The organism is Sphingorhabdus sp. 109, assembly GCF_902506555.1.
In the GTDB taxonomy this organism is placed as follows: domain Bacteria; phylum Pseudomonadota; class Alphaproteobacteria; order Sphingomonadales; family Sphingomonadaceae; genus Parasphingorhabdus.
On sequence record NZ_LR732707.1, the window covers coordinates 2,725,166 to 2,743,959 of the forward strand.

The window sequence follows — 18,794 nt, forward strand, 5'->3', positions numbered from 1 at the left end:
AACTAAGCAGAGGAAAATATCATGGCTGCTAAAGACGTAAAATTTGGTCGCGACGCTCGCGAACGCATCCTCAAGGGTGTGAACACGCTGGCTGACGCCGTTAAAGTAACCCTCGGTCCCAAAGGCCGGAACGTTGTGCTCGACAAGAGCTTTGGCGCACCGCGCATCACCAAGGATGGTGTTTCGGTTGCCAAGGAAATCGAACTGAAAGACAAGTTCGAGAATATGGGCGCACAGATGCTTCGTGAAGTCGCATCGAAAACCAACGACGTTGCTGGCGACGGCACGACCACCGCAACCGTTCTTGCCCAGGCGATTGTCAAGGAAGGCATGAAATCCGTTTCGGCCGGCATGAACCCGATGGATCTGAAGCGTGGTATCGACCAGGCTGTCGAAACCGTTGTTGCGGATCTCAAGAAACGCTCGAAAGACGTCAAGGGCAGCGAAGAAATTGCCCAGGTCGGCATCATATCCGCCAACGGCGACCGTGAAGTTGGCGAGAAAATCGCCGAAGCCATGGAAAAAGTTGGCAAGGAAGGCGTTATCACGGTCGAAGAAGCCAAGGGTCTCGACTTTGAACTCGACGTTGTTGAAGGCATGCAGTTCGACCGCGGTTACCTGTCGCCTTATTTCATCACCAACCCGGACAAGATGATTGCGGACCTCGAAAATCCCTACATCCTGATCCACGAAAAGAAGCTGACCAACCTGCAGCCACTGCTCCCGATTCTGGAAGCTGTTGTCCAGGCCGGCCGTCCGCTCCTGATCATTGCCGAAGATATCGAAGGCGAAGCGCTGGCGACCCTCGTGGTTAACAAGCTGCGCGGCGGCCTGAAGATCGCTGCGGTTAAGGCCCCTGGTTTCGGTGATCGCCGCAAAGCGATGCTCGAAGATATCGCGATCCTCACCAAGGGCGAAATGATCTCCGAAGATCTCGGCATCAAGCTGGAAAGCGTTACGCTGAACATGCTCGGTGAAGCCAAGAATGTCACGATCGACAAGGATAACACCACGATCGTCGACGGCGCTGGCAAGAAAGCCGACATCAAGGCCCGTGTTGAAGCGATCCGTTCGCAGATCGAAAACACCACGTCCGACTATGACAAAGAGAAGCTGCAGGAACGTCTGGCGAAACTCGCCGGCGGTGTTGCCGTGATCAAGGTCGGTGGTGCTACCGAAGTCGAAGTGAAAGAGAAGAAAGACCGTGTCGACGATGCGCTGCACGCAACCCGTGCTGCCGTTGAAGAAGGCATTGTCCCTGGCGGCGGTTCCGCTCTGCTCTATGCAACTTCGGCGCTCAAAGGTCTTGAAGGCGTCAACGACGACCAGACCCGCGGTATCGACATCGTTCGCAAGGCGCTGCAGGCTCCGGTTCGCCAGATCGCTGAAAATGCGGGCTTTGACGGCGCGGTTGTTGCCGGCAAGATGCTGGACCAGAAGAGCAAGGAATTCGGCTTCAACGCATCGACCGATGTCTATGAAGACCTTGTCAAAGCTGGCGTCATCGATCCGACCAAGGTTGTCCGTGCAGCACTGCAGGACGCGTCGTCGGTTGCCGGTCTGCTGATCACCACCGAAGCGGCTGTCGCTGAAACACCATCCGAAGACAAAGCCGGTGGCGGCATGCCCGACATGGGCGGCATGGGCGGCGGCATGGGCGGAATGGGCTTCTAAACCCGACCGTCCAGCGCGAGCTGTCTCAATCAAGAGGGGCCGGAAGGAAACTTCCGGCCCTTTTTTTGCTTTTTTTATAATGGCCAAGTCCATTCGCGCGACCGGTGGCCCCGACGCAAGCTGGTTACAAAAGCTATCATCTCTCTATCGGCGTTGATATAGGCGTTTTCTCAGGAGACGGATCCCGGCGGGCACCGGGGACAGGGTGAGGGACGGGATATATGGTCGCCAGCACATTTGATCTCTTCAAGATTGGCGTCGGCCCGTCGAGTTCGCATACGATGGGGCCGATGCTGGCCGCTGCCATGTTTGTCGAACGTCTGGACGAGTCCGACAGGCTGGGAAAGGTGACAAGGCTGGAGACATTGCTCTTCGGTTCGCTGGCGCTGACCGGCAAGGGGCACGCGACCGACCGGGCCATTCTGCTGGGCCTTTCCGGTCAGAGACCGGACAAAATTGAACCTGATGCTGCGGATCGATTGATTGATCACATCCGTTCCGGCGCCAAGATCAGCCTGAACGGTTCGCGGGAGATTGCCTTTGACGAGACGGCGGACGTCATCTTCGACCAGAAAAAGCGGCTCGATTTTCACAGCAATGCGATGCGCTTCAATGCCTATTCCGGCGAGCACGTTATCGATACGCGAGTCTATTATTCGGTCGGCGGCGGCGCGATCCTGGACGAGGACCAGATCGGCAGCAACAATCCGGAAAGCGGTCTCTGGGATGTGCCGCATCCCTTCTGCTCGGGCGCCGATTTGCTCCGGATCGCAGAGGAAAAGGGCCTCTCTATCGCCGATATCATGCGCGATAACGAGCGGACGGAAAAATCCGATGACCAGATAAGCGCCGACATTCGTGCCATCGCCGACGCGATGTCGGCCTGTATCGATCGCGGAATCATGCAGAGCGGCATCTTGCCCGGTGGCCTGCGGGTCAAGCGCCGGGCGCCGCTGATCCACGCGCGTCTTATGGAGCGGCAGGAACGCGCCCTGTCCGATCCGCTGACCATTCTCGACTGGGTGAATCTGTGGGCGCTGGCGGTGAACGAGGAAAATGCCGCCGGCGGCAAGGTGGTGACCGCGCCGACCAACGGCGCCGCCGGGATCATTCCCTCGGTGCTGCGATTCTACGAGAGATTTGCGCCAAAGGCGGATGCAGCGGGCGTGGAGACCTTTCTGCTAACGGCAGCGGCGATCGGCTCCCTGTTCAAGGAAAATGCCTCGATTTCCGGCGCGGAAGTCGGTTGTCAGGGGGAAGTCGGCGTTGCCTGTTCGATGGCCGCAGCCGGTCTGACCGCGGCCTGGGGCGGCACGCCTTTGCAAGTAGAGAATGCCGCGGAAATCGGTATGGAGCATAATCTCGGCCTGACCTGCGATCCGGTCGGGGGGCTGGTGCAGGTGCCCTGTATCGAGCGCAACGCGGTGGGTGCGGTCAAGGCGATCGAGGCGGCCCGCCTGTCGATACTTGGCGATGGCACGCACCGGGTCAGTCTCGACGAGGTGATCGAGACGATGCGCAAGACCGGTCTCGACATGTCCGAGCGCTACAAGGAAACCTCGCAAGGTGGACTCGCCGTCAATTTGGTGGAATGCTGACCGAAACGGGAGGATTATCGATGAAGAAGCTGGGTCTGGGGCTGCTGCTGATGGTGCTGTTCGTGATCGGCGCTGCGCTGCTGTTTCAGGAGCAGATTGGCGAGCGGCTGTTTGCCGGCGCGGTCGAATCGGCGGTGACACGCGATGTTATCGGCGACCTGCCGGAGGGCATGCATGTCGCGCTCTGCGGTTCCGGATCGCCGTTGCCCGATCCGACCCGGGCCGGCCCCTGTTCGGCGGTGATCATCGACGGCAAGCTGTTCATTGTCGATATCGGCGGCGGCGCGGTGCGCAATCTGGGGCTGATGGGCCTCAATCCCGGCGCAACCGAAGCCCTGCTGCTCACCCATTTCCACAGCGATCATATCGACGGCATGGGCGAACTGATGCTGCAGCGCTGGGCTGGTGGCGGTCGTGATGCGCCGCTGCCGGTAATCGCGCCGGAGGGCGTCGACGCGATCGTCGACGGTCTGAACGCGGCTTATGCCGCCGACGTGCAATATCGCATCGCCCACCATGGCGAAGCGACGATGCCGGCTTCCGGTGCGGGCGGCGCGGCGCGGCCCTTCACATTCCCCGAAGGACAGGAACAGATGGTCGTCTACGACAAGCACGGTATCCGGATCACCGCCTTTTCCGTGGCCCATAAACCGATCACGCCCGCGGTCGGCTATCGCTTCGATTACAAGGGCCGCTCGGTCGTTTTCAGCGGCGATACGGTGAAACTGCCGGTCGTCGCCAATATCTGCAACGGCTGCGATCTGCTGGTCCATGAAGTGCTGAACGCCAAGATGGTCGGCACGCTGGAAACGGCCTTTGAAAAGGCCGGTCGCAAACGGCTGGTGAAGATCATGGCGGACATTCCCGACTATCACACGACACCGGTCGAGGCGGCGGAGACGGCGAAGGACGGGAAGGCGAAGATGCTGGTTTTCTCCCATATCGTTCCGGCACTGCCGCTCGGCTATCTTGACGCCTATTTCATGAAAGGCGCCAACGCTGCCTATGACGGCCCGATTGTGCTCGGCAAGGACGGGAGGCTGTTCAGCCTTCCCGCCAATAAGGATAGTATCGAACAGGGCAGTTTGCTCTAATTTGGCGGCAGTTCCTGTGTTCCGGCGCAGGCAGGAGCCCATCTCCTGAAATTGCGTCTAAACGCACAAGCGGGAGATGGGCCCCGCCTTCGCGAGGGTATGACCATGACCACAAACCGTTTTTGGCAATTGAACAGCCGTCCCGAGGGGCAGGATGTCTCGGGCGCACTGTCGCTGGAAAGCGAATCCATGCCGGAACTCGCCGATGGCGAGGTTCTGGTCAAAGCGGCCTATCTGTCGATGGACGCGGGCACCCGCATGTGGATGACCGAGCGCGAGGACAGTTATCAGCCGCCGCTGGAACTCGGCACGAAGATGGTCGGGCTGGTGCTTGGCCATGTCGCCGCGTCCCGCCATAGCGATTTTGCCGAGGGCGATCTGGTCCGCGGTTTCGGGCAATGGGCCGAATATAGCGTGATGCAGCCGGAACTGGCCGGGCTGGTCAGGGTCGATGACACGATCGAGGATATCAAGCAGCATTTCGGCGTGCTCGGCTTCAACGGCTGGACCGCGCTTTGGGGGATCAAGGAAACGGCAGGCGTGAAGGCCGGCGACAATGTCCTCGTCTCCGCCGCCGCCGGCTCCACCGGCGTTCTGGCTTGCCAGATTGCGAAGATATTGGGCGCCAATGTCTATGGCCTTGCCGGAGGACCCGATAAATGCCGCTGGCTGGAAGACGAGCTCGGCATCACCAAAGCGATCGATTACAAGAATGACGATATCGCCGCCGAACTGGCCAAGGTCGAGGGTGGCATAAACGCCTATTTCGACAATGTCGGCGGGCCAATACTCGACGCGGTGCTGCCCAATATGGCGCTCTACGGACGAATCGCGCTTTGCGGACTACTCGCCCAATATGAGGGCGACGGGCGCGGGCGCGGGCCGGAGCAGTTTGACCAGATTCTCATGAAGCGGCTGCGCATCGAAGGCTTTTTCTCGCCCGATTTTGCCGATCAGGGCGAACGGCTGACGGCGGAACTGAAAGGCTGGCTCGACCAGGGACTGATCGACACGCCGTTCGACGTGACCGGGGGAATCGAGAATGTCCTGACCGCTTATGGAAAATTGTTCAGCGGCGGGAATATCGGCAAGGTGCTGGTGAAAATCTAGCCTCTGGCCTGGCGGAAGCGCAGGCCCCAGAGAGACAGGCCCATGATGGTCAGCGCATAGCAGATCGCCATGACCGAAATCCCGGGCCACCCGGCATATTCGTATGTCGCGGTGCCGAGCCAGCTGGATATGCCGCCGCCGATGAACATGATGACGATATAGATGGTCATCAGCCTTGTGCGGATCTCCGGTGCGCGTTGGAACAGGATTGTCCGGCTGCAGATATCCACCGAAGCTCCGCCAATGGTGTTGAAGATGACCGCGATGACCAGAAGGACCAGATTCTGGCCGGCAAAGGGGAGGACACAGACACCGGCCAGCTGTGCCAGCGAGAAATAGATACGCGCGCGTTCGGCGCCGATACGGTCTGCGAACCGGCCGGCAAAGGGCGAGCCGAAGACGTTGATAATGGCGATGATCGCCAGATAGCCTACCGTATCGACGCCATAGCCGTTGCGCGGCAAGTGCAGTCCGATGGCCAGCCAGATTGCCAGAAACAGGCCGAAGGAAAGCGCCTGTATCAGCCCGCCCAGCGGTACTTCCGGAAGGGCTTTCATGATCGGCCAGAGCGAGCGAAGCAGCTCGCCATAGCGCGGCGGCTCGACGTCCGAAGGCTTCTCATCCCGTTTGCGCTCCATGATCAGCGGCAGCAGGATCACCAGCAGGGCCATGCATGCCACTCCCACCCAATAAGCCGAGCGCCAGCCGAAATAATGGCCGAGCAAGCCGCCGCCGACCCGGCTGCCCAATATGCCAAGCGTCACGCCCGCGGTCATGATTCCGGTGACATGGCCAATGCGTTCCGGGGCCACGCGCTGCGTGACATAGGCCGGCAGCAGATAGGGTGCGATGGTGACAAAGCCGAGCAGCGAGGAAGCGGCGGCAAATATCACGAAGCTGCCGGACAGGGCCATGGCGAGCATCGCCAGAAACTGTCCGCCGACAAAAATCGTCACCAGCATGCGGTTGTTGATCCGGTCTCCGAGCGGCAACAGCAGCAATATGCCCAGAGCAAGGGCGATCTGGTTGAACGCCGGCGCCAGTCCGACGGTCGCGCCGCTGACTCCGAATTCCTCGGCGACCGGCGTGATCAGGGGATGGAGATAATAGCCGTTGGCGATTACCGCCGCAGACGACAGCGCGAAGAGGAAGAGCCGCAGCTCGCTGATGCGGGCGGGTGCCTGGCTTTCGATCGGTGCGGAACTTTTCATTCCCCATCGCGCTTACGCGATAAGCGGCGCAGCGGAAAAGGAAATTCCGGACCTATGGCCTATCAATAATGTCGGCCAGTTCCCGGGCCGCCTTTTCATAGACACGGTCCAGCAGGGCAGCGAGCAGATCGGGATCGGCGACGTCGGGGTGGCCGCTGCCGAACGGCGGGTGCGGATCATATTCGAGGCTGAGCTGGGTTGATTCGGCCCATTGCTGTCCGGCGATTTCCGCCACCACGGTCAGGGCGAAGTCGATGCCCGAGGTTACCCCGCCGGCGGTGATGATATTGCCATCCTTGACCACCCGCGCTTTTTCGTATGTTGCACCGAATTTCTCCAGCAGACCGGTATAGGCCCAATGGCTGGTCGCGCGCCTGCCCTCCAGCAGCCCTGCCGCGCCGAGCGCCAGCGAACCGGTGCATACCGAGGTGACATATCGGGCTTCGGCACCCTGATCGCGCAAGAATTGCAGCGTGGCTTCGTCCTGAATGACATCCCGGGTGCCGAAACCGCCGGGCACGCACAGCAGGTCGGCTTGCGGGCAGTCGGTGAGATCGGTCGAGGGGACAATGGCGAAACCGCTGTCTGTCTGTATCGGCTTGATTTCTTTCACTGCTGTGTGAACGACGGCGCCGGGAATTCGGCAAAGCACCTGCGCTGGCCCTGTGAAATCAAGCTGGGTGATGCCGTCAAACAGCAGGAAGACGATGTGAAAGGGTTTCGGACCGTCGGTCATGGGGCTGCTCCAAAGTTCGAGAGGCGCCCAGGCGATCGGCTTTTGAAAATTCGTCCGCTCCCCGATGGTAAGCCATCCTGATCTCGCCAGTCACGAACAGGGCCGGTATACCAGAAATTACGCTCGGCACCAAACCGGAACCGGCGCCGGCCAGAATGTATTCATGCATCCCATGCTAGATAGGCTGCATGAACTATGTGGCGGAAACCGGCTGGCGGCAGCGCACCAAATCCATGACGGGCGTGATCTTCATTCATGTCGCGATCGGCTATGCGCTAGTCAGCGCTATGGGCATGGACGTCGCAAAGACCGTGACCGCAAGTTTCACGGTCATCAATGTCACACCGCCGCTACCACCGGAGCCAGCCCCCACCGAGAAGCCGGCGGAAGCCGTGCAAGAGGCAAACTCGCCGGAAAATCTGCAGGCTGCGCCGACCCAGATTGTGGCGCCGATACCGGAGATCAAACTCAAGATAGAATCGCCGGTGATTGCCGCGCCGGTTGCCGGACTGGGAGAGGAAGCCAGCGCCGGTGCTTCCGATCAGGCCGGGCCCGGCTTCGGAAGCGGTGGAAAGGGTAATGGCTATGGCGGTGGCGGTATCGTTTCCGGACCGCGCTATCTGTCCGGCGCGATCAGCCGCAGGGATATACCGCGATCCGTTTGGCAATCCGGGAATCGGGGCAATGTGGTGGCCCATTTCACCGTCGGCGCCGATGGCCGGGCAAGCGACTGCCGGATTCACCAATCCAGTGGTCACGCCACCCTTGATGCCACCACTTGCAAGCTGATTGAACAGCGTTTTCGCTTTGAACCGGCGCGTGATCGACAGGGCCGGGCAGTGGCGCGCCCCTATGGCTGGTTGCAGGAATGGTGGCAGGACGGGCGCGGACCACAGCGGGCGGACTGAACCCGCCTGCATCCTGGACACTCATGGCTAGAACAGGCCGGCGAGGATATAACCGCCCAGCACGAGGAAGCCGCCAAAGGTAGTGAATGCCCCGATCGCTCTGAACGCCTGAAAAATCTTGCCGGTGTCAGCGCCATGCGATCCGGAAACCGTCGACAGGGCAATGGCGTGCAGAATACGGCCGGCGAGGAAGATTATTGCGATATTTCTCACGACATCATTGGGCACCACGGTCATTTCCGCCAGCGCCAGCACGACGATGAACAGCGCGGCATTTTCGGCGAGATTGCCGTGACGCCGGACCTTGCGCTCCAGCACCGGATCGTCGCCCGTGCCCAATGCAATGCGGTTGCGAATGCGGTGCATAGCGACCGGGAGCATCAGGATTGCCTGCAAAATGACAAGCAAGGCACCTGCAAAGGCGGCGATAATCGGTATGGTCATGGGCATTCTCCGGATCGGCGCTTCCTTCTTCAGGGAAGCCGTGCCGGAGCACAAGGCGTGACACGATTTTTATCGGCGAAACGAGCATGATTTAAAGCGGCCGATGGCCTGTCCGGCCGGTGCGCGCAGACGGGTTTCGCCTGGACGCTGATGCGCGACAATGGACTGGAAGGCAAAGGATTCTGCCGGTTTATACACGGTCAGGCAGCTGTCACGGAGCGGCTGTGCCCCAGATAGGAACAGTCTTTGCGCCAATGAAGACCATCACGTTAACCATGCATCTGCACAGCGGCTCAATATATGTTGATTATGGGTCCGTTCCATGAACACAAGAATGTCCAGCTTGTCGCCTGTCCGACAAACCGCCATCCTTTCGGCGATCGCTGCATTATTGTCCGTTGCGTTCACCGGGATCATCTATCTGCTGTTCTTTGGCATGGACAACCGGTTCTGGTCGGCGATCAACATGGCGTTTCTGATCCCCTGGGCGATCACCATCCCGCTGGGTCTCTATATGTCGAAACAGCGGTTCAAACTTGTCCAGCTGACCAACCGCCTCAGGGAAGCGCGCACCGATCTGCGGCAGGCAAACAAGGCGCTTGAACAGCGTGCCAATTTCGACGGCCTGACCGGCCTGCTCAGCCGGGACAGTTTTTTCAGCCGAATGGAGGCCTTGCGGGTCAGAAACCAGTCCAATGTGCTGATGATTGTCGACGTCGACCATTTCAAGAAAATCAACGACAATTTCGGCCATCCGATCGGCGATGAGGCGTTGATCCTGCTGGGCAGTGTGTTCCGGTGGATCCTGCGCACAAATGATGTGGTCGGCCGCATCGGTGGCGAGGAGTTCGGCATTTTCCTCCCCGACACCAGCGCATCGGAAGGGCAGATCATCGGCGAGATCATCCGGCACGAGATCGAGAATACGATTTTCGAACCCCATCACAAAATGCGCCATGTGATCACCGTCAGCATCGGCGTTACGGACATTGCGTCGCATCAGGACCGTGCAGCGCTGATGGGCAATGCGGATACCGCGCTGTTTACCGCCAAACGGCGTGGGCGCAACCAGGTGGCGCTATTCGAACCGGGTATGATTGCCAAGCCGCGCCCCGTTCATGACCGGGCCCGGGATTTCAAACCATTTGTCGCCCATTCAAATTTCCGCTGATGCAGAATTTGAAATGACGGGGACGGCTGGCGCTGCTAGTGCTTGCAGCCATGACGGACCCTACAGACAGCAAACCCAATCACCTCTATCTCGTTGATGGCTCGGCCTATATTTTCCGCGCCTATCACCGCCTGCCGCCGCTGACCAATGTGCGCGGCGAACCGGTCGGCGCGGTCTATGGCTATACGACGATGTTGTGGAAGCTCGCCGACGAGCTCAACAAGGCCGATGGCCCGACCCATATGGCGGTGGTGCTGGACAAGGCGGGCACCAGTTTCCGCAACGATCTTTACGACCAGTATAAGGCCAATCGTCCGGAAGCTCCGGAGGATCTGAAGCCGCAATTTCCGATGATCCGCGATGCCACGCGCGCTTTCTCGTTGCCCTTGATCGAGGAAGAAAATGTCGAGGCCGATGACATGATCGCCTCTTATACCAAGGCCGCCCTGGCCGAGGGCTGGAAGGTTACGATTGTTTCGTCCGACAAGGATCTGATGCAGCTGATCGAGCCCGATGACGAGAGCCGGGTCGACATGCTCGATACGATGAAAAATGCCCGAATGAACCGCGCCACGGTCGAGGAGAAATTCGGCGTCGGTCCGGAGAAGCTTGGCGATGTGCTGGGCTTGATGGGCGACAGTTCGGACAATATTCCTGGCGTACCGGGCATCGGACCGAAGACGGCGTCCAAATTGATCAACGAATATGGCGATATCGAAAGCGTTCTCGCCGCCGCGCCGGAAATGAAGAAATCCAAGATGCGCGAGAATCTGCTCGAATTTGCCGATCAGGCGCGACTGTCGCGCGAGCTGGTGACCCTGCGCGACGATTGCCCGCTGCCCGATACGCTCGAAAGCTTCCTGATCCAGGATATTCCCGACGCACCGTTGCGCGAGTTTCTGGTGGATCACGGGTTCAACAGCCTGCTCCGAAAATTGGGTGGCGAGGGCCATGCCGAACCGCAGAATCCCGATGTTGACGATGAAGCCGGCACTCCGGTTGCCGCAAAATTGCCGGACGTACCGGCGATTGACCGCAGCACATATGCATGCGTGCAGGACATCGATACGCTGGATCAGTGGATCGCGCGGGCGACGGCGCAAGGTGTCTGCGCGGTGGATCTGGAAACAGACAGTCTGGAGAGCGTGACCGCCCGTATCATCGGCGTCTGTCTGGCCATGGGTCCGAACGAGGCCTGCTATATCCCGCTTGGCCATGGCAGCGGCGACATGTTCGGCGAGACGCCGCAGCAAATCGGGCTGGAGGATGCGCTGGCGCGGCTCAAGCCGCTGCTCGAGGACGATGCGGTGCTGAAAGTCGGGCAGAATCTGAAATATGACATGGGTGTGCTGGCGCAACATGATATCCGGATCGCGCCTTTTGACGACACATTGGTGATGAGCTTCAATCTCGATGCTGGCCTGCACGGCCATGGCATGGACGAGCTCAGCAAGATGCATCTCGGCCATGAATGTATCAGCTTCAAATCGCTCACCGGCACCGGCAAGAAGGCGATCGGTTTCGCCGAAGTGCCGCTCGACAAGGCTACCGAATATGGCGCGGAGGACGCCGATGTCACGCTGCGCCTGTGGGAAATATTGCGCCTGCGGATGGTCCCGGAACGGGCGACGCGTGTCTATCAGATGGTCGACCGTCCGCTGGTGCCGGTGATCGCCGGGATGGAGGCCGCCGGCGTGCTGGTCGACCGCGAGGAACTGGCGCGATTGTCCAAGACCTTTGCCGAGGAAATGGAAAAGCTGGAAGCACAAATTCACGAACTGGCCGGCGAATCCTTTTCCATTGGCAGTCCCAAGCAGCTTGGTGAAATCCTGTTCGGCAAGCTTGGCCTGAAGGGCGGCAAGAAGGGCAAGTCGGGGCAATATTCGACCGATGTCACGGTGCTCGAGCGGCTGGCCGGCGACGGCGAACCGATCGCCCAGAAGGTCGTCGACTGGCGCCAGCTGGCGAAGCTGAAATCCACCTATACCGATGCGCTGCAGGAGCAGATCAATCCGGAAACCGGACGGGTGCACACTTCCTACAGCCTGAGCGGCGCGCAGACCGGGCGCCTATCCTCGACCGAACCGAATCTGCAGAATATCCCGATCCGCACCGAGATCGGCCGGCAGATCAGGCAGGCTTTCGTGGCCGCGCCCGGCAATGTCATTCTCGCCGCCGACTATAGCCAGATCGAACTGCGGCTGGCGGCGCATATCGCCGATGTGGAGACGCTGAAGGAAGCCTTTGCCAATGGCGAGGATATCCATAACCGCACGGCGCGCGAGCTGTTTGGCGCCGAAGACCGGGACGCCCGCGCCCGTGCCAAGACGATCAATTTCGCCATACTCTATGGCATTTCGCGTTGGGGGCTGGCCAAGCGGCTTGAGGTCGATGCGGACGAAGCGCAGGCAATGATCGACACCTATTTCGAGCGTTTCCCGGGCATCAACCAATATATCTCGCGGACGCTGCAATCGGTCCGCGAGACTGGCTATACCGAGACTTTGTTCGGTCGCAAGACGTGGTTCGAGCGGATCAAATCGCCCAACCAGGCCGAACGGCAGGGCAGCGAACGCGCCGCGATCAACGCGCCGATCCAGGGCACCAGCGCCGACATCATCAAGCGCGCGATGGCACGCATGCTGCCTGCGCTGGCCGAGGCGGGACTGGATAAGGTCCGGATGCTGATGCAGGTCCACGACGAACTGGTCTTCGAACTGCCGGAGAGTGACGTGGAGGCCGCCAGTGCGGTGATCCGCACGGTCATGTCCGGCGCGGCGGAACCGGCGGTGAAACTATCGGTGCCGCTCGACGTGGATATCGGGACCGGCAAAAGCTGGGACGAGGCGCACTAGGCGACTGACTGGACCCCGACGATGCGTCAGGTCTTTATCCAGAAGCGGATGAAATAGCCGACCGTACCGACGGCCAGCACCCCCATCGCCCAATAAGCGAGCATCCAGAGCAGGCGCTTGGGCAAGGGCGCGCCGTCGGCGCTTTTGCCGTCGGGAGAGAGCGGATCAAAAGCCATTAATGGTAACCTTCCGATCCGACCTTGCCGCGGAACACCCAATAGGCCCAGGCGGTGTAGGCGAGAATGACCGGGACCATGATGCCCGCGCCGACCAGCATGAACAGCTGGCTTTCGTAGGGAGCAGCCGCTTCCCAGATGGTGATCCGGCCGGGAATGACGTCGGGCCACATCGACACGCCAAGGCCGACCAGGCTCAGGCCGAACAGACCCAGCGCATAGAAAAAGGGCGCGGCTTCCTGCTTTTTTGACAGGCTGCGGAAATAGAGCACTGAAATGACCAGCGTCGCCAGCGGGATCTGCGCGGTGGCGATAACGCCGGGATAGGCGAGCCAGCGGGTATAATATTCTTCCTCGAGAAAGGGCGTGGCGGCGCTGACGGCGATGATGGCGATCAACAGCAAGATGCCGAGCCGGCCAGCATAGCTGTAGCACTGGCGCTGCAGCGCGCCTTCGGTCTTCCAGATCAGCCAGCAGCAGCCGAGCAGCGCATAGCCGGCCAGCAGCGCAAAGCCGGTCAATATGCTGAACGGGGTCAGCCATTCCCACCAGCCGCCGGCGTAAGCGCGGCCTTCGACCGTGATGCCCTGCAAGAGGGCGCCGAGGGTGACGCCTTGGGCAAAGGTCGCGATCACCGATCCGGCGGTAAAGGCGAAGTCCCAGCGCGCCCGGTGCGACGGATCGCGCCAGCGGAACTCGAAGGCCACGCCGCGCAGGACCAAACCGAGCAGCATGGCGATCAAAGGCGCGTAGAGCGCCGGGAGAACGATCGCATAGGCAAGCGGGAAAGCCGCCAAGAGGCCGCCGCCGCCGAGCACCAGCCAGGTCTCATTGCCGTCCCAGACCGGCGCGATGCTGTTTATCGCCGTGTCGCGGTCCGTTCCCACCTTGAAATTGGGAAACAAGATGCCGATGCCGAGATCAAAGCCATCCATGATCACATAGACGACCACGGCAAAGGCGATGATGCCCGCCCAGATGACAGTCAGGTCGAACCCGTTCATGACGCTGCTCCTTCCTCATGATCCCCTTCGAGCACCGCCGCCGCCGGGGTGATGCCGGCCGAACGGATCGGCGCGTCGTCGGGCGCCGGTTCGTGCGCCTCGGGTGTTTTCGCCGCCAGCTTGAAGATGTAGACGATGCCGGCGCCGAAGACGATGAAATAGACCGCGACAAAGGCGAGCAGCGACATAGCGACGGCCGGCGCGTCCAGCGGCGCGGCGCTCTCGCTGGTCCGCAGCAGGCCATAGATGGTGAACGGCTGGCGACCGACTTCCGTCGTCACCCAGCCGGCGAGCACGGCGATGAAGCCCGACGGCCCCATCACCAGCGCGGCGCGGTGCAGCCAGGTCCAGTCATAGAGCTTCTTGCGCGTCCGGGCGAGCAGGCTCCACAGACCGATGCCGAGCATGGCAAAGCCGAGACCGACCATGATCCGGAACGCCCAGAAGACGATACCGACGGGTGGCTGGTCGGCTTCGGGAATCGTGTCCAGCCCGGCCAGCGGCGCATTCAGGTCATGTTTGAGAATCAGCGACGAGGCCTTCGGTATCTCGATAGCATAGTCGACCCGCTTTTCCTCGCTGTTGGGAACGCCGAACAGGATCAGCGGCGCGCCATCGGGATGGCTTTCATAATGGCCTTCCATCGCCATGACCTTGGCCGGCTGATGCTCGAGCGTGTTGAGCCCGTGCAGGTCGCCCATGAATATCTGGGTCGGGGCGACCAGCGCCGCCATCCACATCGCCATGGAGAACATTTTGCGCGCGCCGGGGTTGGTCTTGTCTTTCAACAGATGCCAGGCCCCGACCGCGCCGACCGCAAAGGCGGTGGTCAGATAGGCGGCCAGCACCGTGTGCACCAGGCGGTAGGGGAAGCTGGGGTTCCAGACGATATCCCACCAGCCCGCCGCGGGCACGAACTGGCCGACATCATTGATCGCATAGCCGACCGGCGTCTGCATCCAGCTGTTCACCGAGAGGATCCAGAAGGCGGAGATAAAGGTGCCGATGGCAACGGCCAGCGTCGCGACGAAGTGCAGCTTGCGGCCGACCTTGTTGATCCCGAACAGCATGACCCCGAGAAAACCGGCTTCGAGGAAAAAGGCGGTCAGCACTTCATAGGCCATGAGGGGGCCGATGATAGGCCCGGCCTTGTCGGAGAAGACCGACCAGTTGGTGCCGAACTGGTAGGACATGACGATTCCCGAGACCACGCCCATGGCGAAGACGACGGCGAAAATCTTCAGCCAGTAGCGGTAGAGATTGGCGTAGACGCCCTTGTCGGTTTTCAGCCACAGCCCTTCCAGCACCGCGAGATAGCTGGCGATGCCGATGGTGAAGGCAGGAAACAGAAAGTGGAAACTGACGGTGAAGGCGAATTGCACCCTCGCCAGAAGAATTGCGAGTTCATTGTCGATCATATCAGGCCTCTTGCCTTCCAAATATCAATATCAGTGTCGGCGTTATCTTCGTTTTCCGCAATTGCAATAATCGCAGTATAAGCTTCGTTCTGCGAAAGAAAAACCTGCCCGGAGAGCTGCTCGAGAAAATGCGAGCGCTTCAGCGCGTCCATCACCGGTCCCTTGACCTCCGAGAGATGCAGCGAGATGCCGCCGTCCGCCAGACGGTGGTTGATCGCCTCGATGCTTTCCAGCGCGGAGGCATCGATCGCGTTGACCGCCGAGCACATCAGGATGACGTGGCGGACGCTTTTCTGCTCGGCGACCTGTTCGAGGATGAATTCCTCGAGCCAGCGCGCGTTGAGATAGGTCAGGCTCTCGTCGATCCGGATGGTCAGGATGCGGGGATCGGTGAACACCTTGTGCCGGTTGACGTTGCGGAAATGCTCGGTCTCGGGGACCCGGCCGACGATGGCGGCATGGGGCCGCGAGCTGCGCCACAGGAACAGCGCGAGGCTAAGGCCGACGCCCGCGATGACGCCCGGCTCGACGCCGGCGAGCAGAGTGACAATGATGGTCGCTGCCATGGCGGCAAAATCCATTTTCGAATAGCGCCAGATCGTCCGCGGCGTCTTGAAGTCGACCAGGCTGAGCACAGCCACGATGATGGTTGCGGCCAGCGTGGCGATGGGAAGGGAAGCGAGCAGCGGCGTAAGAAACAGCGCTGCCAATGCGATGCCGACCGCGGTGAAGGCTCCTGCGGCGGGCGTTTCGGCTCCGGCATCGAAATTCACCACCGAGCGGGCAAAGCCGCCGGTGACCGGATAGCCGCCGGAAAAAGCTGCCGAGATATTGGCGGCACCGAGACCGATCAATTCCTGATCCGGGTCGATGCGCTGGCGGCGCTTGGCGGCCAAGGTCTGGCCGACCGACACGGATTCGACAAAGCCGATGATGCTGAGCAGCAACGCCGGTATCGCCAGCGTTTTCCAAAGCTCCAGATCGAGCAGCGGAACCGAGAAGGGCGGCAGGCTCTGCGGAATATCGCCCACCACGCTGACTCCCTTGGCCTCCAGATCGAACAATATCGTGGCGATGGTCGAAACAGCAACGGCGGCAATCGGCCCGGCCTTGGCCAGCAGCTCCGCCGGGCGCGCGGGAATGCCGATCCGCATCAGCAGCGGCTTTAGCCCCTTGCGGACCCAGAAGAGAAAGGCGGTCGCCGAGATGCCGATGATCAAGGTCGGGATATTGGTGGTGCCGATGGTTGCGGCGATGCTCGACAGCAGTTCGGGCATGGCCGCCCCGCTCGCCTTGATCCCGAAAATCGATTTCAGCTGGCTGGTCGCGATGATGATGCCGCTGGCGGTGATGAAACCCGACACCACCGGATGGGAGAGCAGATTGGCGAGAAAGCCGAGCTTGAATATGCCGAGAAGCAGGAGGAACAGGCCCGACAGCAGCGCCAGTACCAGAGCGGCGGCAATGAAGTCGGCGCTGCCGGGAGGCGCAATGGCGCTGGCGGCGGTCAGGGTCATCAGCGACACCACCGCCACCGGTCCGACCGCCAAGGTCCGGCTGGTCCCGAATATCGCATAGGCGATTAACGGCAGAATCGAGGCATAGAGGCCGATTTCGGGCGGCAGTCCCGCAAGCATGGCATAGGCCAGGCTCTGCGGGATCAGCATGATCGTGACGATGATCGCGGCGACGCCGTCATTGGTCAGCGTTGTGCTGTTATAGCGGCTGCCCCAATCGAGGATCGGCAAATAGCGGGCGACTTTCATAGGACCGTCTTAGTCCGCACCAATCCGGTGCGGCTTGACCATCCATTCGCGGCCCTTGAGCATGCCGTGCCAGTAGACCGGCGGCAGGATCGTGTCCTTGAGCAGCCAGGACAATCGCGAGGGCCTTGTACCGTCGATCAGCCAGTTGGGGAAACTCGGCAGCAATTTGCCGCCATAGCCGAATTCGGCGAGCACCACCTTGCCGCGCTCGACCGTCAGCGGGCAGCTGCCATAGCCATTATAGTCGGCAATCGGCGGCTTGCCCTCCAGTGCGGCAAGCGCGTTGACGGCAACCACCGGGGCCTGTTTGCGCACGGCGGCCATGGTCTTGGCATTGGGCGCGTTACAGGCATCGCCGAGCGAAAATATATTGGTATATTTCGTGTGTCGTAACGTGGCGGGATCAACTTCGACAAAACCGCTGTCGGCGGCCAGCGGGCTGGACCGGACAAAGCCGGGAGCCCGCTGCGGCGGTACGACATGGAGCATATCGAATTTCACTTCGACGCGTTTGTTTGTGTCGCCACGCTTCTGTTCGAAAGTGGCAATCCGTGCCGGTCCGTCGACCGCGACCAGCTGCGATTCGAGGTTGAGATGGGCATTATATCGATCAATATATTCCATCAACGCCGGCACATATTCCTTCACGCCGAACAGCGCCGCGCCGGTGTTGTGGAACTGCACATCGATATCGCCCAGCACGCCCTGTTTTTCCCACTTGCTGCAGGACAGATACATCGCCTTCTGCGGCGCCCCCGCGCATTTGATCGGCATCGGCGGTTGGGTGAACAGAGCGGTCCCGCCGGTCATGTCCTTGACCAGCCGATAGGTATAGGGCGCGAGATCGAAGCGGTAATTGGACGTGACACCGTTTTGGCCGAGTGTCTCGGTCAGGCCGTCAATCGCCTCCCAGTCCAGCTCGATACCCGGACAAACGATCAGCACTTCATAGCCGATTTGCTGTCCGTCGGCGGTGTGGACCGCGTTATTCTCGGGATCGAAGGAACGGACGGCCGACTGGATCCACTGCGCGCGGGCCGGGATCAGGTCCTTTTCCTTGCGATGAGTGAATTCAGCGGAAAAGGCGCCGCCGCCCACCATGGTCCAGCCGGGCTGGTAATAATGGTCGTCGGACGGGTCGATGATCGCGAGCGAGATAGTCTTGTTCCGCTTGAGCATGCTGGCGGCGGTTGCAATCCCAGCCGATCCGCCGCCGACGATGACGACGTTGAAGCGGCTGGATTTTGATGGAGTTTTCTCTGTTTTGGCCTGCGCCATCTCTGTCAGTTTTGTAGACCGGGTACCGGAACGGCAATATGCGAGGACGGGAGCGGGCAGGCCAGCCAGCGCTGCGGCCATTTTCTCGCCGTCCTGATCGGTGATCGCGCCTGACACGGCCGGGACATATGCGAACTGCAGGCCAGCCTTTTTCGCGGCCTCCGACACGGCGGCAGAACCGGGATGGTCGCCTTCTTCCTCGTCGGGCCGGTTGCAGATGATCGATTTGAAACCGGCTTTTGCCAATGCCGTGACATCGTCAAGTCCGAGCTGCGGCGATACGCTAACGGCGTCGTTCAACTTCGTGATTTCTGGCTTGCTCGTCATTGGACATCCTTCACTATCGTGTCT

Annotated in this window: 15 protein-coding genes and 1 riboswitch; of the genes, 7 read left to right on the forward strand and 8 right to left on the reverse strand. The window is 60.7% G+C overall.

Annotated elements, in window-relative coordinates; genetic code table 11:
* Positions 1-21: 21 nt before the first annotated feature.
* From groL to BOSE62_RS12860, 4 genes are all read left to right on the forward strand, one after another.
* Positions 22-1,674, forward strand: a complete 1,653-nt coding sequence (gene groL, locus BOSE62_RS12845) for a chaperonin GroEL (protein ID WP_159646838.1) — start codon at positions 22-24, stop codon at positions 1,672-1,674.
* A gap of 221 nt (positions 1,675-1,895) precedes the next feature.
* A complete protein-coding gene (locus tag BOSE62_RS12850) occupies positions 1,896-3,272 on the forward strand; it encodes an L-serine ammonia-lyase (RefSeq protein WP_159646840.1) in 1,377 nt (458 codons plus the stop codon).
* 20 nt (positions 3,273-3,292) lie between these two features.
* Positions 3,293-4,366, forward strand: a complete 1,074-nt coding sequence (locus tag BOSE62_RS12855) for an MBL fold metallo-hydrolase (RefSeq protein WP_159646842.1) — start codon at positions 3,293-3,295, stop codon at positions 4,364-4,366.
* A 105-nt stretch (positions 4,367-4,471) separates the two neighbouring features.
* Complete coding sequence (locus BOSE62_RS12860) at positions 4,472-5,476, forward strand: NADP-dependent oxidoreductase (protein ID WP_159646844.1); 1,005 nt, start codon at positions 4,472-4,474, stop codon at positions 5,474-5,476.
* Here the strand turns inward: BOSE62_RS12860 and BOSE62_RS12865 are convergent.
* On the reverse strand, positions 5,473-6,687 hold the full coding sequence (locus BOSE62_RS12865; protein ID WP_159646846.1) for an MFS transporter: 1,215 nt from the start codon (positions 6,685-6,687) through the stop codon (positions 5,473-5,475). The two genes, BOSE62_RS12860 and BOSE62_RS12865, sit on opposite strands and share 4 nt — an antisense overlap.
* A 52-nt stretch (positions 6,688-6,739) precedes the next feature.
* On the reverse strand, positions 6,740-7,423 hold the full coding sequence (locus BOSE62_RS12870) for a DJ-1/PfpI family protein (RefSeq protein WP_159646848.1): 684 nt from the start codon (positions 7,421-7,423) through the stop codon (positions 6,740-6,742).
* Between the two features lie 18 nt (positions 7,424-7,441).
* Positions 7,442-7,527: riboswitch (ZMP/ZTP riboswitch) on the reverse strand.
* 84 nt (positions 7,528-7,611) lie between these two features.
* Between BOSE62_RS12870 and BOSE62_RS12875 the strand changes: the two genes are divergently transcribed.
* Positions 7,612-8,331: an energy transducer TonB gene (locus tag BOSE62_RS12875; protein ID WP_159646850.1), complete on the forward strand. Its 720-nt coding sequence runs from the start codon at positions 7,612-7,614 to the stop codon at positions 8,329-8,331.
* Positions 8,332-8,358: 27 nt separating this feature from the next.
* On the opposite strand, the gene BOSE62_RS12880 is transcribed toward BOSE62_RS12875, so the two are convergent.
* Positions 8,359-8,775, reverse strand: coding sequence for an MAPEG family protein (locus BOSE62_RS12880; protein ID WP_159646852.1), 417 nt, complete (start codon positions 8,773-8,775; stop codon positions 8,359-8,361).
* Between the two features lie 334 nt (positions 8,776-9,109).
* On the opposite strand from BOSE62_RS12880, the gene BOSE62_RS12885 reads away from it, so the two are divergent.
* Positions 9,110-9,946 (forward strand): GGDEF domain-containing protein, encoded by an 837-nt coding sequence (locus BOSE62_RS12885; RefSeq protein WP_159646854.1) that lies wholly within the window; start codon positions 9,110-9,112, stop codon positions 9,944-9,946.
* A 50-nt stretch (positions 9,947-9,996) separates the two neighbouring features.
* Complete coding sequence (gene polA, locus BOSE62_RS12890; RefSeq protein WP_159646856.1) at positions 9,997-12,801, forward strand: DNA polymerase I; 2,805 nt, start codon at positions 9,997-9,999, stop codon at positions 12,799-12,801.
* 26 nt (positions 12,802-12,827) lie between these two features.
* On the opposite strand, the gene BOSE62_RS12895 is transcribed toward polA, so the two are convergent.
* From BOSE62_RS12895 to BOSE62_RS12915, 5 genes are read right to left on the reverse strand one after another with little or no spacing between them, the layout of a single operon-like run.
* Positions 12,828-12,977 carry a DUF2474 family protein gene (locus tag BOSE62_RS12895; RefSeq protein WP_159646857.1) on the reverse strand — a complete coding sequence of 50 codons (150 nt, stop codon included), beginning with the start codon at positions 12,975-12,977 and terminating at the stop codon, positions 12,828-12,830.
* Positions 12,977-13,981 carry a cytochrome d ubiquinol oxidase subunit II gene (gene cydB / locus BOSE62_RS12900; RefSeq protein WP_159646859.1) on the reverse strand — a complete coding sequence of 335 codons (1,005 nt, stop codon included), beginning with the start codon at positions 13,979-13,981 and terminating at the stop codon, positions 12,977-12,979. The genes BOSE62_RS12895 and cydB overlap by 1 nt, the downstream gene beginning before the upstream one ends.
* Entirely contained in the window at positions 13,978-15,399 is a 1,422-nt protein-coding gene (locus tag BOSE62_RS12905) for a cytochrome ubiquinol oxidase subunit I (protein WP_159646861.1), read from the reverse strand. Before BOSE62_RS12905 ends, cydB begins: the two co-directional genes overlap by 4 nt.
* Positions 15,396-17,165 (reverse strand): SulP family inorganic anion transporter, encoded by a 1,770-nt coding sequence (locus BOSE62_RS12910; protein WP_159646863.1) that lies wholly within the window; start codon positions 17,163-17,165, stop codon positions 15,396-15,398. Before BOSE62_RS12910 ends, BOSE62_RS12905 begins: the two co-directional genes overlap by 4 nt.
* 9 nt (positions 17,166-17,174) lie before the next feature.
* Positions 17,175-18,770: a bifunctional protein tyrosine phosphatase family protein/NAD(P)/FAD-dependent oxidoreductase gene (locus tag BOSE62_RS12915; protein WP_159646865.1), complete on the reverse strand. Its 1,596-nt coding sequence runs from the start codon at positions 18,768-18,770 to the stop codon at positions 17,175-17,177.
* Positions 18,771-18,794 lie beyond the last annotated feature (24 nt).

Bases quoted from the DNA above. Each gene is read 5' to 3' on its own strand.
- BOSE62_RS12905 (WP_159646861.1), bottom strand. From the start codon at position 15,399: ATGATCGACAATGAACTCGCAATTCTTCTGGCGAGGGTGCAATTCGCC.
- BOSE62_RS12855 (WP_159646842.1), top strand. From the start codon at position 3,293: ATGAAGAAGCTGGGTCTGGGGCTGCTGCTGATGGTGCTGTTCGTGATC.
- BOSE62_RS12895 (WP_159646857.1), bottom strand. From the start codon at position 12,977: ATGGCTTTTGATCCGCTCTCTCCCGACGGCAAAAGCGCCGACGGCGCG.
- BOSE62_RS12915 (WP_159646865.1), bottom strand. From the start codon at position 18,770: ATGACGAGCAAGCCAGAAATCACGAAGTTGAACGACGCCGTTAGCGTA.
- BOSE62_RS12880 (WP_159646852.1), bottom strand. From the start codon at position 8,775: ATGACCATACCGATTATCGCCGCCTTTGCAGGTGCCTTGCTTGTCATT.
- BOSE62_RS12860 (WP_159646844.1), top strand. From the start codon at position 4,472: ATGACCACAAACCGTTTTTGGCAATTGAACAGCCGTCCCGAGGGGCAG.
- BOSE62_RS12870 (WP_159646848.1), bottom strand. From the start codon at position 7,423: ATGACCGACGGTCCGAAACCCTTTCACATCGTCTTCCTGCTGTTTGAC.
- BOSE62_RS12910 (WP_159646863.1), bottom strand. From the start codon at position 17,165: ATGAAAGTCGCCCGCTATTTGCCGATCCTCGATTGGGGCAGCCGCTAT.
- polA (WP_159646856.1), top strand. From the start codon at position 9,997: ATGACGGACCCTACAGACAGCAAACCCAATCACCTCTATCTCGTTGAT.
- BOSE62_RS12865 (WP_159646846.1), bottom strand. From the start codon at position 6,687: ATGAAAAGTTCCGCACCGATCGAAAGCCAGGCACCCGCCCGCATCAGC.
- BOSE62_RS12885 (WP_159646854.1), top strand. From the start codon at position 9,110: ATGTCCAGCTTGTCGCCTGTCCGACAAACCGCCATCCTTTCGGCGATC.
- BOSE62_RS12850 (WP_159646840.1), top strand. From the start codon at position 1,896: ATGGTCGCCAGCACATTTGATCTCTTCAAGATTGGCGTCGGCCCGTCG.
- BOSE62_RS12875 (WP_159646850.1), top strand. From the start codon at position 7,612: ATGAACTATGTGGCGGAAACCGGCTGGCGGCAGCGCACCAAATCCATG.
- cydB (WP_159646859.1), bottom strand. From the start codon at position 13,981: ATGAACGGGTTCGACCTGACTGTCATCTGGGCGGGCATCATCGCCTTT.
- groL (WP_159646838.1), top strand. From the start codon at position 22: ATGGCTGCTAAAGACGTAAAATTTGGTCGCGACGCTCGCGAACGCATC.